Origin of the sequence: Saccharothrix longispora (assembly GCF_031455225.1) — a bacterium.
GTDB classification, from domain to species: domain Bacteria; phylum Actinomycetota; class Actinomycetes; order Mycobacteriales; family Pseudonocardiaceae; genus Actinosynnema; species Actinosynnema longispora.
In genome coordinates, this window is record NZ_JAVDSG010000001.1 from 3,645,242 (window position 1) to 3,659,940 (window position 14,699).

Annotated in this window: 4 protein-coding genes and 1 pseudogene; all 5 read right to left on the reverse strand. The window is 76.4% G+C overall.

What is annotated here, in order from left to right:
• Positions 1-18: 18 nt before the first annotated feature.
• Positions 19-4,809, reverse strand: coding sequence for a type I polyketide synthase (locus J2S66_RS14805; RefSeq protein ID WP_310307617.1), 4,791 nt, complete (start codon positions 4,807-4,809; stop codon positions 19-21).
• Positions 4,806-10,043 (reverse strand): annotated as a pseudogene (locus tag J2S66_RS14810) (type I polyketide synthase); the annotation flags it as partial. The pseudogene J2S66_RS14810 and the gene J2S66_RS14805, both read right to left, overlap by 4 nt.
• 251 nt (positions 10,044-10,294) lie before the next feature.
• Positions 10,295-11,212, reverse strand: coding sequence for a nucleotide disphospho-sugar-binding domain-containing protein (locus J2S66_RS14815; protein ID WP_310307621.1), 918 nt, complete (start codon positions 11,210-11,212; stop codon positions 10,295-10,297).
• Positions 11,213-11,366: 154 nt separating this feature from the next.
• A complete protein-coding gene (locus J2S66_RS14820) occupies positions 11,367-13,931 on the reverse strand; it encodes an ABC transporter permease (protein WP_310307622.1) in 2,565 nt (854 codons plus the stop codon).
• Positions 13,928-14,686 carry an ABC transporter ATP-binding protein gene (locus J2S66_RS14825; RefSeq protein ID WP_310307623.1) on the reverse strand — a complete coding sequence of 253 codons (759 nt, stop codon included), beginning with the start codon at positions 14,684-14,686 and terminating at the stop codon, positions 13,928-13,930. Before J2S66_RS14825 ends, J2S66_RS14820 begins: the two co-directional genes overlap by 4 nt.
• Positions 14,687-14,699 lie beyond the last annotated feature (13 nt).

Below are 14,699 nucleotides of genomic sequence, written 5' to 3' on the forward strand. Positions count from 1 at the left end.
GGGTGGGCGGGTGCGCGGTCAGGCGCCGAGCTCGTTGTCGATGAACGCGAACAACTCGTCCGCGGTCGCGGTCCGCAGGTCTTCACCCGCCGCGGGACCGGTGCCGGCCAGGGCCTTGTGCAACGTGGTCACCATCGCCTGCAAGCGGGCGACGATCCTGGAACGGTCGATCTCCGCGGCGCTCAACGTGGCGGCGACCGCTTCCAGCCGGTCGAGCTCCACCTCCAGCGGCACCTCGGTCGGGGCGTCGCCCAGCCGCGTCCCCAGGTGCTCGGCCAGCGCCTGCGGGTTCACGTGGTCGAACGCGACGGTGGCGGGCAGCTTCAGCCCCGTGGCTGCGGCGAGCCGGTTGCGCAGGTCGACGGCCGTCACCGAGTCGAAGCCCAGTTCCTTGAACGCGCGGGCGGGTTCGACCGCCGCGCCGCCGTCGTAGCCGGCGACCACGGCCACCTGGTCGCGCACCAGCTCCAGCAGCGCCCGCCGCCGCTCGACCGGGGCCAGCCCGGCGAGCCGCGCCCCGAGGTCACCGTCCGCCACCGGGTCGGGCGCGGTGCGGTCGTCCGCGACCTCGGGCAGCGCCCGCAGCAGCGGGCGGGGGCGGGCGAGCTGGTAGACGGGGGCGAAGGCGGCCCAGTCGATGTCCGCCACCACCAGGTGGGGTTCGTCGTGGTCGAGGGCCTGGCCCAGCGCCTCGACGGCGAGCCGCGGCGCCATCTCGGCCAGGCCCATGCGCCGCAGCAGGTCGCCCGCCTCGGCGTCGACCATGCCGCCGCCGCCCCAGGAACCCCAGGCGACCGCGGTCGCGGTGCGCCCGGCGGCGCGGCGGCGGCGGGCGAGCGCGTCGAGGTAGGCGTTGCCGGCGGCGTAGGCGGGGCGGCCGGAGGTGCCCCACACGGCCGCGCCGGAGGACATCAGCACGAACGCGTCCAGCTCGGTGTCGCCGAGCAGTTCGTCCAGCAGCGCGGCGCCGGTGACCTTGGCGCGGGTCGCGGCGGCGAACTCCTCGGGCGTGACGTCGGACAGCGGCGGCTCGGCGGTCAGCACGCCGGCGGCGTGCACCACGGCGGTGGGCCGGTGCTCGGCCAGCAGCGCGCGGAGCGCCCGCTCGTCGGCGACGTCGCAGGCGACGACGGTGACGCGGGTGCCGGCCAGGTCGTCGACCAGCGCACGGGCGCCGGGCGCGTCGAGGCCCCGGCGGCTGGTGAGCACCAGGTGCTCGGCGCCCCGTTCGGCCAGCCAGCGGGCGACGTGCCCGCCGACCGCCCCGGTGCCGCCGGTGACCAGGACCGTGCCGCGGGGCCGCCAGGGCTCGGCGGCCGGCCCGGTGAGCGGGGCGCGCGCCATCCGCCGCGCGAACACCCCGGAGGAGCGGATCGCGACCTGGTCCTCGTCGTCGACACCGGACACCACCGCGCACAGGCGGGCGGCGTCGGCCGGTCCGTCGACGTCGACCAGGCCGCCCCAGGTGCCCGGCTGGTCGAGGGCGACGACCGTGCCCAGGCCCCACACCGCCGCGGCGGCCGGGTCGGCGTCGGAGAAGGCGTCCACCGCGACCGCGCCGCGGGTGACCACCCAGGCGGGCGCGTCGACGTCCCGGTCCCCCAGGGCTTGCAGCAGGGCGGTGGTCGCGGCGACCGGGGTGCTCAGGGCGGGGCCCTCCGGGTGCTCGCGGGGGTCGAGCGCGAGGAGCGACAGCACGCCGTCGAACCGCCGGGCCTCCGTCGCCTCGCCGAGCAGCGCGGCCAGCGCCGCCCGCTCGGCCGGCGCGGGCACGACGACCCGGACCACGTCGCCGCGGTCGGCGACGGCGTCGGCGAGCTTCGCGGCCTCGGGCACGCCGGCCGGCACGACGACCAGCCAGGCGCCGGTCAGCCCGCCGGTCGGGACCCCGTCCAGCGGCGTCCAGGAGACGCGGTAGCGCCACGAGTCCACGGCGGACAGCTCGGTGCGGCGCTCGTGCCAGGTGGCCAGCGCGGGGACGACCTCGGCCAGCGGGGCGGCCCCGACGCCGAGCCGGGCGGCGAGCGCGTCGACGTCGCCGTCGACGACGTCCCGCCAGAACTCCTGGTCGGCCACCCGCGCGGGCGGCGCGGGCGGCGTCCCGGCCTCGTCCTCGCGCCAGAAGCGCTTGTGCTGGAACGGGTAGGTCGGCAGCTCGACGGTGCCGGCGCCCGGCACGAACGCGGTCCAGTCGGCGGTGCCGCCCCGGACGTCCAGCTCGGCCAGCGAGGTCGCGAACCGGGTCAGCCCGCCCTCGCCGCGCCGCAGGGTGCCGGCCACGACGCCCGCGTGCCCGCCCTCGTCCAGGGTCTCCTGGATGCTCATCGCCAGCACGGGGTGCGGGCTCACCTCGACGAACCGGGTGTACCCGGTCGCGGCGAGCGTCGCGACCACCGGCGCGAACCGGACCGTGGTGCGCAGGTTGGTGAACCAGTACGTCGCGTCCACCGTGGACCCGGTGATCGGTTCCCCGGTGACGGTGGAGGTCATCGGCACGTCCGCCGGGCGCGGGCGGATCGGGCCCAGGTCGGCCGTCAGGCGGTCGGTGAGGTGTTCGACGTGCCCGGAGTGCGACGCGTAGTCGACGGGCACCCGCTTGGCGCGCACGCCCTCGGCGACCAGCCGCGCGCACAGCTCGTCGAGCGCGTCGCCGTCACCGGACAGCACCGCCGACGTGGCGCCGTTGTCGGCGGCCAGCGAGATCCGGCCCTGCCAGGGGTCGAGCCGGTCGAGCAGGTCCGCCGCGGACAGCCCGACGGCGAGCATCCCGCCGCCGCGCCCGCCGAGGACGTCGCCGATCGCCTTGCTGCGCAGCGCGACCACCCGGGCGCCGTCCTCGACCGACAGCGCGCCCGCGACGGTCGCGGCGGCGATCTCGCCCTGCGAGTGGCCGATCACCACGTCCGGGTGGACGCCGTGCGCGCGCCACAGCGCGGCCAGCGAGACCATCACCGCCCACAGCACCGGCTGCACGACGTCCACCCGGTCCGCGGGCGGGGTGCCCGGCTCGCCGCGCAGGACGTCGACCACCGACCAGTCCACGAACCGCCGCAGCGCCGCGTCGCACTCGGCCATGCGCCGCGCGAACGCCGGCGACTCCGCCAGCAGCCCGGTCGCCATGCCGGCCCACTGGGAGCCCTGGCCGGGGAAGACGAACGCGGTCCTGCCGCGCGCGTCGGCGGTGCCGGTGACGATGTCGGGGCGAGCGCCGCCGTCGGCCAGCCCGCGCAGGGCCTCGGCGGCGCCCGCCCGGTCCTCGGCGAGCACGACCGCGCGGTGGCCGAACCGCGCCCGCCCGGTGGCGAGGGTGCGCGCGACGTCGGGCAGCGGGTCGGCGGAGGCGGTCACGTGCGCGGCCAGCCGCCCGGCGAGGTCGGCCAGCGCGGCCGGGGTCTTCGCCGAGAGCACCAGCGGGGTCACGGCCGCCGCCGGCTCGGCCGCCGCGGCGGCGGGTTCGTCCGGCGCCTGCTCCAGGATCACGTGCGCGTTGGTGCCGCTCACCCCGAACGACGACACGGCCGCGCGGCGCGGGCGCGCCACCTCGGGCCAGTCGCGCGGCTCGGTCAGCAGCTCGACCGCGCCGGCGGTCCAGTCCACGTGCGTCGACGGCGTGCCGACGTGCAGCGTGCGGGGCAGCTTCCCGTGGCGGATGGCCTGCACCATCTTGATCACCCCGGCGACGCCGGCGGCGGCCTGGGGGTGGCCCATGTTCGACTTGACCGACCCCAGCCACAGCGGCGCGCCGGTGCGCTGCCCGTAGGTCTCCATCAGCGACTGCGCCTCGATCGGGTCGCCGAGCGCGGTGCCGGTGCCGTGCGCCTCGACCGCGTCCACGTCGGCGGGCGACAGCCCGGCGTCGGCCAGCGCCGCCTCGATCACCCGCACCTGCGAGGGGCCGTTCGGGGCGGAGAAGCCGTTGCTCGCGCCGTCCTGGTTCACCGCGGAGCCGCGCAGCAGGGCGAGGACGCGGTGCCCGTTGCGGCGCGCGTCCGACAACCGCTCCAGCACGAGGACGCCGACGCCCTCCGCCCACGACGTGCCGTCGGCGTCGTCGGAGAACGACTTGCTGCGCCCGTCGGCGGCCAGCCCGCGGCGGGCGCTGAAGTCGACGAACATCTCCGGGGTGCCCATCACCGCGACGCCGCCGGCCAGCGCGAGCGTGCAGTCGCCGCGCCGCAGCGCCTGCGCCGCCAGGTGCAGGGCGATCAGCGACGACGAGCACGCGGTGTCGACCGAGATGGACGGCCCCTCCAGGCCGAGCGTGTAGGACACCTGTCCGCTGACCAGGCTGCCGTCCGGGCTGCCGTCGCTGTAGTCGTGGTACATGACGCCGGCGTAGACGCCGGTGGGGCTCCCCTTGAGCGAGGTGGGGTCCAGCCCGGCGCGCTCGATCGCCTCCCACGAGGCTTCCAGCAGGATGCGCTGCTGCGGGTCGGAGCGGCGGGCGTCGCGCGGGCTGATGCCGAAGAACTCGGCGTCGAAGCCCGGCGCGTCGTAGAGGAACCCGCCGTGGCGGGTGTAGGTCTTGCCGGGCCGCTCGGGCGTCGGGTCGTAGATGCCCTCGACGTCCCAGCCCCGGTCGGCGGGGAAGTCCCCGATCACGTCGCGGCCCTCGTCCACCAAATCCCACAGGTCGTCCGGCGTGCGGACGCCCCCGGGGTAGCGGCAGCTCATGCCGATGACGGCGACGGGCTCGGTGTCCCTGGTCTCCAGCTCGTGCAGTCGGCGCCTGGCCTGCTGGAGGTCGGCCGTCGCGCGCTTGAGGTAGTCGCGGAGCTTGTCCTCGGTGCCCATTGCTTTCCCGTTCATGATGCGCCCAACTCCTCGTCCAGCACGGCAAAGAGCTCGTCGTCGGTGGCGGCGCCGAGGTCGGCCTCCGGCGCGTCGTGGTCGGTGTGCGCGTCGGTCCACTTGCGCGCCAGCGCGTCGAGCCGGGCGGTGACCTTCGCGGTCGAGCCGTTGAGCCCGCCGGCCGCCCGCAGTCGGGCCTCCAGGCGGTCGATCTCGGCGAGCAGCGGTTCGGCGGCGGACCGACCCGGGCCGAGCAGGTCGTGCAGGCGCCGGGCCAGCGCGGCCGGGTTCGGGTGGTCGAACACGACGGTGGCGGTCAGCTTCAGCCCGGTCAGGGCGCCGAGCCGGTTGCGCAGCTCGACCGCGGTCAGCGAGTCGAACCCCAGTTCCTGGAACGCCCGCCCCGGTTCGACCGAGCCGGCCGACGCGAACCCGAGCACGACCGCCGCCTGCTCGGACACCACGTCGAGCAGGTACGCCTCGCGTTCGGCCTCGGGCAGCGCGCCCAGCCGGGCGGCGACCGCGCCGTCGGAGCGGGCGGTCGCGCGGGTCGACGGCGCGGGGCGCACCAGACCCCGCAGGGTCGGGGGCAGCGCGTCGCGCCGGGCCCGCAGGGCGGCGAGGTCGAGCCGCACCGGCGCCAGCACGGCGTCGTGGGCGGCGAGGCAGCCGTCGAGCAGGGCCAGCGCCTCGTCGGTGGCCATCGGCGGCGTGCCGAGCCGGCTCAGCCGGCGGAGGCCGGCCGCGTCCAGCTCACCGGTCATGCCGCCGTCCTCGGCCCAGGCGCCCCAGGCCAGCGAGGTCGCGGGCAGACCCCGTGCCCGGCGCAGGTGGGCCAGGCCGTCGAGGAACGCGTTGGCCGCCGCGTACCCGGCCTGCCCGGCCGCGAGGACCGTGCTCGCGGCCGAGGAGAACACCACGAACGCGTCCAGGTCGCGGGTCAGCTCGTGCAGGTGCCACGCGCCGTCGACCTTCGGCGCGAACACCCGGTCCAGCTCGTCGTCGGTGAGGGTCTCGACGCGGCCGGCGGACGGGACGCCCGCGGCGTGCAGGACCGCGGTCAGCGGGGCGTCGGCGGGGACGCCCGCCAGCAGCGCGCGCACGGCCGCGGCGTCGGTGACGTCGCAGGCCGCGATGGTGACGTCCGCCCCGAGCTCGGTCAGTTCCGCGCGCAGCCCGGCCGCGCCGGGCACGTCGGCGCCGCGGCGGCTGACGAGCAGGAGGCGGCGCACGCCGTGGTGCGCCACGAGGTGCTTCGCGACGACGGCGCCGAGCCCGCCGGTGCCGCCGGTGATCAGGACCGTGCCGCCGGGCCGCCAGCCCGGCTCGCCCGTCGGGGCGGGCGCGGGGGTCAGCCGGGGCACGACGGCCCGGCCGTCGCGGACCGCGACCTCGGGTTCACCGGTGGCCAGCGCCCGCTCGACCTCCCCCGGTCCGGCGTCGACGAGCACGAACCGGCCGGGGTTCTCGGCCTCGGCCGCGCGCACCAGGCCCCACACCGGCGCGACCGCCGGGTCGACCTCCTCACCGGCCACGGACACCGCGCGCCGCGTGACCACGGCGAGGCGGGTGTCGTCATCCCCGGCGAGCAGCTCCCGGATCGCGGTGAGCACCCCCCGCGCCGCCGCGCGGGCGGCTGCGGGCACCGGGCCGTCCCCACCGGGCACGTCGAGCACGCGGACCGGGCCCGTCGCACCGGTGCCGGTCGCGGGTTCCCAGGTGATGCGGAACAGGGAGTCCCGGCTCGGCGCGAGCGCGTCCGACGAGACCGGGCGGGCGGCCAGGGAGTCCACGGACAGCACCGGCCCGCCGGTGGCGTCGGCGATGTGCAGCGAGATCGAGTCCGGACCGGTCGGCGACACGCGGACCCGCAGCTCCGCCGCGCCCGCGGCGTGCAGGGTGACCCCGGTGAAGGCGAACGGCAGCATCGGACGGGCCCCGCCGTCCTCCGGCGCCGGGCCGAGGAGCTGCGCGTGCATCGCGGCGTCGAGCAGCGCGGGGTGCAGGCCGTAGTCGCGCGCTTCGGCGCCGCCGGGCAGGGCGACCTCGGCGTACACGTCGTCGCCGTGCCGCCACATGGCGCGCAGGCCCCGGAACGCCGGGCCGTAGTCGTAGCCGAGTTCGCCGAGCAGCGCGTACGGGTCGGGCAGCCCGACCTCGACGGCGCCCGGGGGCGGCCACTCGGCGAGGTCGAACGACGGCGGGTCCGCCTCGGGGCCCACGACCCCGCCGGCGTGCCGGGTCCACGCGTCCGCGCCGTCGGGTCGGGAGTGGACGGTGACGCGGCGGCGGCCGTCCTCGTCGGCGGCGTCGACCAGGACCTGGATCGCGGCCCCCGCGTCGGGGGCCAGGGCGAGCGGCGCTTCGAGGGTCAGCTCCTCGATGCGGGCGGCGCCGGCCTCGTCGGCGGCACGCTGGACCAGCTCCACGAACGCCGTGCCGGGCAGCAGGACCGTGCCGAGCACCACGTGGTCGGCCAGCCACGGCACCGTCCCGGCGGACAGCCGCCCGGTGAGCACCAGGGCGTCGGTCTCCGGGACGCGCACGACGGCGGTGAGCATCGGGTGCCCGGCGGGCGACTGGCCGTGGTCGGCGGGGTCGCCGGTCGGCGTCGTGGCGGGCAGCCAGTAGCGGGTGCGGCGGAAGGCGTAGGTGGGCAGCGCGACCCGGCGGGCGCCGGCGTAGAACGCGGGCCAGTCCACCGGTATCCCCCGGGCGTGCAGGGTCGCGAGCGCGGTCACGGCGGCGCGGGCCTGTCCCCGGTCACCGCGCTGGGCGGGGACGAACGCGAGCGCGTCGTCGTCCAGCGCGGCCTGCCCGGCGGCGGTGAGCACCGCGTTCGGCCCCACCTCGACGAACGTGCGGACGCCCTCGTCGGCCAGCACGCGCAGGCCGTCGTGGAACCGGACGGTCGCGCGGACCTGGCGCACCCAGTACTCGGGCGAGGTGAGGTCGGCGCCCTCGGCCACCGTCGAGACCACCGGGATGGCGGGCGCGGAGTAGGCGAGTCCCCTCGCGACGGCGGAGAACTCGGCGAGCATGGGTTCCACGAGCGGCGAGTGGAAGGCGTGCGACACCCGCAGCCGGGTGGCCTTGCGGTCGGGGAACGCGGCGGCCACCGCCCGCGCGGCGGCCTCGGTGCCCGAGACCACCACCGAGTCGGGGCCGTTGATCGCGGCGATGCCCACGTCGTCCGTGAGCAGCGGGGTCACCTCGGCCTCGGTGGCGCGCAGCGCGATCATCACGCCGCCCCCGGGCAGGGCCTCCATGAGCTTCGCGCGGGCGGCGACCAGCGCGGCGGCGTCGTCGAGGGTGAGGATGCCGGCGACGTGCGCCGCGACCAGCTCGCCGATCGAGTGCCCCAGCAGGTGGTCCGGCCGCACGCCCCACGACTCCAGCAGGCGGTACAGGGCGACCTCGACGGCGAACAGGGCCGGCTGGGCGGCCCCGGTGCGCGCCAGCGCGTCCTCGTCGTCGAGCACCGTCCGCAGTGGACGGTCCAGGTGCGGGTCGAGCGCGGCGCACGCGGCGTCGAGCGCCTCGGCGTACACCGGGTACCGCCGGGCCAGCTCCGCGCCCATGCCGGCGCGCTGGGCGCCCTGGCCGGTGAAGAGGAACGCGGTCCGGCCGCCGCCCGCGCGGTCGCGCACCACACCGGGCGCGTCGGCGCCGTCGGCGAGCGCGGCGAGGCCGGCGAGCAGTTCGCCGCGGTCGGCGCCGACGACGACGGCCCGGTGGTCGAGCGCCGAGCGGGTCGTGGCGAGCGACAGCCCGACGTCCGCCGGGGCGTGCCCGGCGTCGACGTGGGCCGCGAGCCGTCGGGCCTGGGCGGCCAGGGCGTCCGCGGCGTCGGCCGACAGCGGCCAGGCGAACACCGGTGGCGCCGGCGGGTCCGCCGGCGCCGAGTCCGCCGGCCCGGGGTCGGCCTGCTCGACGATCACGTGCGCGTTGGTGCCGCTGATGCCGAACGAGGACACCGCGGCGCGGCGGGGCCGTCCTACGGCGGGCCAGGCGCGGGACCCGGTGAGCAGCTCCACCGCGCCGGAGGACCAGTCGACGTGCGGCGACGGCGCGTCGACGTGCAGGGTCCCGGGCAGCACGCCGTGGCGGAGGGCCTGCACGACCTTGATCACGCCGCCGACCCCGGCGGCGGCCTGGGTGTGGCCGATGTTGGACTTGAGCGACCCGAGCCACAGCGGCTCGTCGCGGTCGCGGCCGTAGGTCGCCAGCAGCGCCTGTGCCTCGATCGGGTCGCCGAGCTTCGTGCCCGTGCCGTGGGCCTCCACGAGGTCGACGTCCGCCGCGGTCAGCCCGGCGGACTCCAGGGCCCGGCGGATCACGCGCTGCTGGGCCGGGCCGTTGGGCACGGTGAGCCCGCTCGACGCGCCGTCGGAGTTGACCGCGCTGCCCCGCACGACCGCGAGCACGTCGTGGCCGAGCCGCCGGGCGTCGGACAGGCGTTCCACCACGAGCACCCCGACGCCCTCGCCCCAGCCCGTGCCGTCGGCGGCGGCGGCGAACGCCTTGCAGCGGCCGTCGTCGGACAGGCCACCCTGTTCGCTGAAGTAGACGAACGTGTCCGGCGTGGCCATCACGGTCACGCCGCCGACCAGCGCCAGGGAGCAGTCGCCGCGCCGCAGCGCCTGCGCCGCCCAGTGCAGGGCGACCAGCGAGGACGAGCACGCCGTGTCCACCGACACCGCCGGGCCCTCCAGGCCGAGCGCGTAGGCGACCCGGCCGGAGACGACGCTGCCGGCGGCGGCGTGCCCGGCGTAGTCGTGGTACATCACCCCGGCGAACACGCCGGTGCTGCTGCCGCGCAGGGTCTCCGGCACGATGCCCGCGCGCTCCAGCGCCGTCCAGGAGACCTCCAGCAGCAGCCGCTGCTGGGCGTCCATCGCGAGCGCCTCGCGCGGCGAGATGCCGAAGAACTCCGCGTCGAACTCGGCGGCGTCGTGCAGGAACCCCGCCTCGCGGGTGTTCGTGGTGCCGGGGCGCTCGCCCGTCGGGTCGTAGAGGTTGCCGAGGTCCCAGCCCCGGTCGGTCGGGAAGCCGCCGACCGCGTCGGTGCCGGTGACCACGAGGTCCCACAGGTCCTCGGGTGAGGCGACCCCGCCGGGGTAGCGGCAGGACATGCCGACGATCGCGATCGGCTCGACGTCGCGCTCCCGGGTCTCCCGCAGGGCGCGCTTGGCCTCGCGGAGGTCCGTGGTGGCGCGCTTGAGGTAGTCGAGCAGCTTCCGCTCGTTCTCGGTGGTCACGTCGTCGCCCCCGTTCCGGCGGTGAGCCGGGAAATGGCCGGTCGACAATTCCTGCCGGCACAGGTTTCGGTACTCACGTAATCGACCCGCCTAACCGAGAAAAGGGGTGGGACGTGCCACGCGGAAAACGCTACCCACGCATCGGGGGTGCGCCGTACCCCTAACGGGGCCGCGCGGCCCCACAATGGGGTTCCCGGCGCCGGCGGACCCGCGCGGCCCGTACCCCTACCGGGCGCACCCGGTCACCGGGTCAGTCCGGCCACCACGGCGCGCGGTGCGGGGAGGGCGGCGATCTCGTCCCGGATCGCGGTCGCGCGGGCGCGCAGCCCGTCGTCGGCCAGCAGGGCGCCGATCCGGTCCGCGGGGCCGACCACCCCGGCGCCGGCGTCGGCCACCCGGGCCGCGAGGTCCGCCCCGGTGAGGCAGAGCTGGGGCAGGCCGTGGGCCGCCGCGGCGAGCGCGAGGGCCGCGTCGCCGTCGTGGACGAGGGCGACGCAGGTGCGCAGCAGCGCCGCGGGCGGGGCCGAGTCGACGAGCTTGACGTTCACCGGCACGGTGACCCCGGCCGGGACGCGCCGGGGGTCGATGGCGCACAGGAGTTCGACGTCCAGGCCGGTCACGGCCTCGAAGACCGCTCCGGACGAGGCGGGGTCGGCGAGCGAGAGCAGGACGCGGTCGCGTCGCGCCGCGCGGCGCAGCCAGCCCGGCACCTCGACGGGGCCGAAGTACGGCACGTGCCGGATCGGGCGGGCGTCCGCGCCGGCGGGGCGCAGCGACGGCGGCACGGCGTCGAACGTGGTGTCGGCGTCGAAGGGGTCCGAGCCGGTCGCGCCCGGTTCGTCCAGCGCGCCGAGCAGCCGCACCGCGCGGGCCGACACGGCGCGGGCGGCGGTCGCCCCCGCCGGCGCCAGGCCGTCCGAGACGACGACGTCCGGCCGCCACAGCTCGGCGAACGCGACGAGGGCCGCGGAGTCGGCGAGCGGGGTCCCGTCCCCGTCCTCCAGGTCCACCGCCACGCAGCCGGTGCGGAGGACCTCGTCGACGAACGACGGCCGGCCGGCGATCTTCACGTCGTGACCGGCGGTCCGCAGCGCCCACGCCAGGGGAACGAGGTTGTGCAGTCGTGCGGCCGACGACGGAGCGGCCAGGAGTACGCGCATGGGAACCACTCCACAAAAGGAAACGGGGCCACCCCCGGGCGGATCAGTCGAATTCGAGACTAATCACCCGGAAGTGGCCCGCGTACCCCTAGAAATTCTTGCCGGTGCCGTTCGGCACCCCTTCCCCGGCTCCGGTGGGAACCGGGTCGGGACGTCACTGCCCCGGCAGGGTCACCGCTTCGATCGGACTGCTGCGCATGGCCAGCCGCGCGGACAGCGCGGTGACCGGCCAGACGATCAGGAACACCGCGAGCACCACGGCGAGGAACACCCAGATCGGCCCGGACGGGAGGATCTGGCCGGTGGTGAGCGCCATCGGCAGCACGGTGAACAGCGAGATGGCGATCCCGAGCACCAGGCCGACCACCGCGACGGTGCCGCCCTCGATGAACAGCATCCGGCGCACCTGGTCGCGGTTCGCGCCCGCGAGCCGCTGCGCGCCGAACTCCCGGCGGCGGGCCAGCACGGCCACCGCGAGGGTGTTCACCGCCGCGATCGCCGCGTAGGCGATCGCGAGCACGGCCAGCAGGTAGTTGATCATCGCTTCGACGTCCGCGCCGGCCTGGAAGTTCCGGATCAGGGCGCCGTCGTCGTCGACGGTGAGGCCCGGCCAGTCCTTCACCCGGTCCTCCAGCGCGGTGACCAGGTCGTCCGGGTCCTGGTCGGCGCCCGCCACCACCAGCACCTGGCCGGGCAGGCCGCTGCTGCTGTGCTCCGTGAGCAGGTCGGCCGACAGCACCATGCTCGCGTAGCTCGACGGGCTGTCGAGCAGCGCGACGACCTCCACCTCCGCCTGCGCGCCGTCGCCGAGCCGCATGGTGATCCGGTTGCCCAGGGCGAGCCCCAGGTCGTCGGCCACGTCCTCGGGCAGCGCGACCGCGTCGTCGTCGAGGTCCTTGAGCGAACCCTGAGTGACCTCGGTGGCGAGCACCGTGCCGCCCTGTTCCTCCCGGGCGATGCCGAGGAGGCGCAGCGGGTCGCTGCCGTTGCCGTCGTAGGGCTGCTCGATCCAGCCGGAACTGGTGACGAGCGGCGACGCGGCGCCCACCCCCGGCGTGCTCCGGATGCGCTCCAGCGCCTCCGACGCGATGCCCCCGGTGTCCGTGGCGATCACCGCGTCGGCCCGCAGCTGGCCGGCGTAGGCCGCCAGCTGGGCCGACTGGGAGGTGGTCATCGAGTACACGTTGCCGAGCGAGACCGCGGTGGCGAGCGTGATCGGCGTGAGCACCGCGGCGAACGCCACCGCCCGGGCCCGCGAGTTGATCACGGCGAGGGTGGCCTCGCTGCCGGCGAACCGCCGGATGAACGGGCCGTAGCGGTCGACCGCGAACACCATGATCTCCGGGCCGATCAGCGCCACCGCGATGGCGCCGGTGAGCACCGCCGGGCCGCCGATGGCCGCCGCCGTGTCGGCCGGCATGAACACCGTCGTGGCGGCGAGCACGACCGTGGCCGCGGCGAACACCAGCGCGCCCGTGCGGCGCAGCGGGTTCACCGCGACGCTGGGGATCGCGGCCTCGGCCAGCGCCTGGATCGGCCGGGTCCGCGACGCGGCCAGCGAGCTGAACCACGCGGCCGCGAAGGTGATCGCGAGCGTGGCCAGCACACCGGCGGCGAACGCGATGACGCCCTGCCGGAAGACCAGCTCCTCGGGCACGATGCCGATCGCCGAGCTGATGCCGAAGATGGTGTTGCCGAGCACGAAGCCGAGGAACACGCCGCCCAGCGCGGCGAGCGCGCCGACGGCCATGGTCTCGAAGAGCACCATCCGGTGCGCCTGCTTCGGGGTCGCGCCGGTGGCCCGCAGCAGCGCCAGCTCCTGCTGCCGCTGCCGCACGGTGAGGCTGATCGTCGCGGAGACGACCAGCGCCATGACCACCAGCACCATGCCGCCGAACACCGCGGCCAGCAGGATCAGCGGCAGCCGGCTGCCGTCCACGCCGTGGAACTCGGCCGAACCGCGGTCGTCCCCGGTCAGCACGCTGGTGCCGGGCACCTGCTCGGCGATGCGCGCGGCCAGCTCGTCGACGTCCACGCCGTCGTCCGGGAAGACGCCGACGAGGTCGACGTCGTCCGGGTGGGTGCCGAAGCGCTCCACGTCGGACCGCGAGAAGAAGAACGCGGGCGCCCGCACGTCCTCGGCCGGCTCGGCGATCCCGCTGACGGCGAAGGACTGCTTCTGCCCGCTCACCACCAGCTCGACGTCGGAGCCGACGTCGACGCCGGCCGCGTCCGCCGTGGCCTCGTCGAGCACGACCTGACCGGCCGACCCGGGCTCACCGCCGTCGCGCACCCGGTAGCCGCCGAGCGCGGCGGATTCCCAGCCGTGTCCGGAGAGGACGGACGTGTCGGGCACCTGCGGCGTGCCGTCGCTCAGCAGCACGGCGGGGAACGAGACGTCCGGCACCGCGCTCCGCACGCCCGGCACGTCGTCGATCCTGTCGACCTGGTCCTCGCCCAGCCTGGCGCGCTCGGCGTAGGGGACGACCTCCGACTCCTCGTCGGGCAGCTTGAACCCGGACGACCCGCCGACCACGACCGGCGCCGCCGCGAGCCGCTGCGGCTTGGCCTCCAGCACGATGGCCGTCTCGAACAGCCCCGCGCAGGCGATCAGCAGCCCGCAGCCGATCAGGATCGCGACGAACGACGCGAGCGACGCGGCGGCGCGGAACCGCAGGCTCGACAGGGCGAGGTCGAGCACCACCCGCCGCGAGTTCACCGCTGTCCCCGTGCCCGCTTGGCCTGGGCGCCGAGCTTCGCCAGGGTCGACGCGACCGCCTCCACGCCCGGGTCGGCCAGCTGCATGACGATCCGGCCGTCCACCAGGAACAGCACGGTGTCCGCGAAGGAGGCCGCCACCGGGTCGTGGGTGACCATGACGATGGTCTGACCCGCGGCCACCAGCTCGCGCATCAGGTTCAGCACTTCCAGCGCGGTGTTCGTGTCGAGCGCGCCGGTCGGTTCGTCGGCGAACACCACGGTGGGCCGGGCGGCGAGCGCGCGCGCGATCGCGACGCGCTGCTGCTGACCGCCCGACAGCTCGCCGGGGCGGTGCTTCACGCGCTGCGACAGCCCGACGCGCGCGATCACCTGGTCCACCCACGCGCGGTCCGGCTCGCGGCCGGCCAGCAGCATCGGCAGGGTGACGTTCTGCTCGACGTTCAGCGCGGGCATCAGGTTGAAGGACTGGAAGATGAAGGCGACGTGCTCGCGCCGCAGCTCCGTCAGCGCGGTCTCGCTCTTGCCACCCAGATCGGTGCCCACCAGCGTGACGCGGCCGGAGGTCGGCTCGTCGAGGCCCGCCGCGCAGTGCAGCAGGGTGCTCTTGCCGGACCCCGACGGGCCCATCACCGCGGTGAAGCTGCCCGCGGGGAAGCCGAAGGAGACGCCCGACAGCGCCTCCACCGCGCTCTCACCGGAGCCGTAGGTCTTGTGCACCGAGTCCAGCCGGACCGGGGACTCGACGGAAGCCATCGTGGGCACGTCG

What these genes read in the sequence shown, in the direction of transcription:
- J2S66_RS14805 (WP_310307617.1), bottom strand. Translation starts at nt 4,809, where the DNA reads ATGAACGGGAAAGCAATGGGCACCGAGGACAAGCTCCGCGACTACCTC.
- J2S66_RS14815 (WP_310307621.1), bottom strand. Translation starts at nt 11,212, where the DNA reads ATGCGCGTACTCCTGGCCGCTCCGTCGTCGGCCGCACGACTGCACAAC.
- J2S66_RS14825 (WP_310307623.1), bottom strand. Translation starts at nt 14,686, where the DNA reads ATGGCTTCCGTCGAGTCCCCGGTCCGGCTGGACTCGGTGCACAAGACC.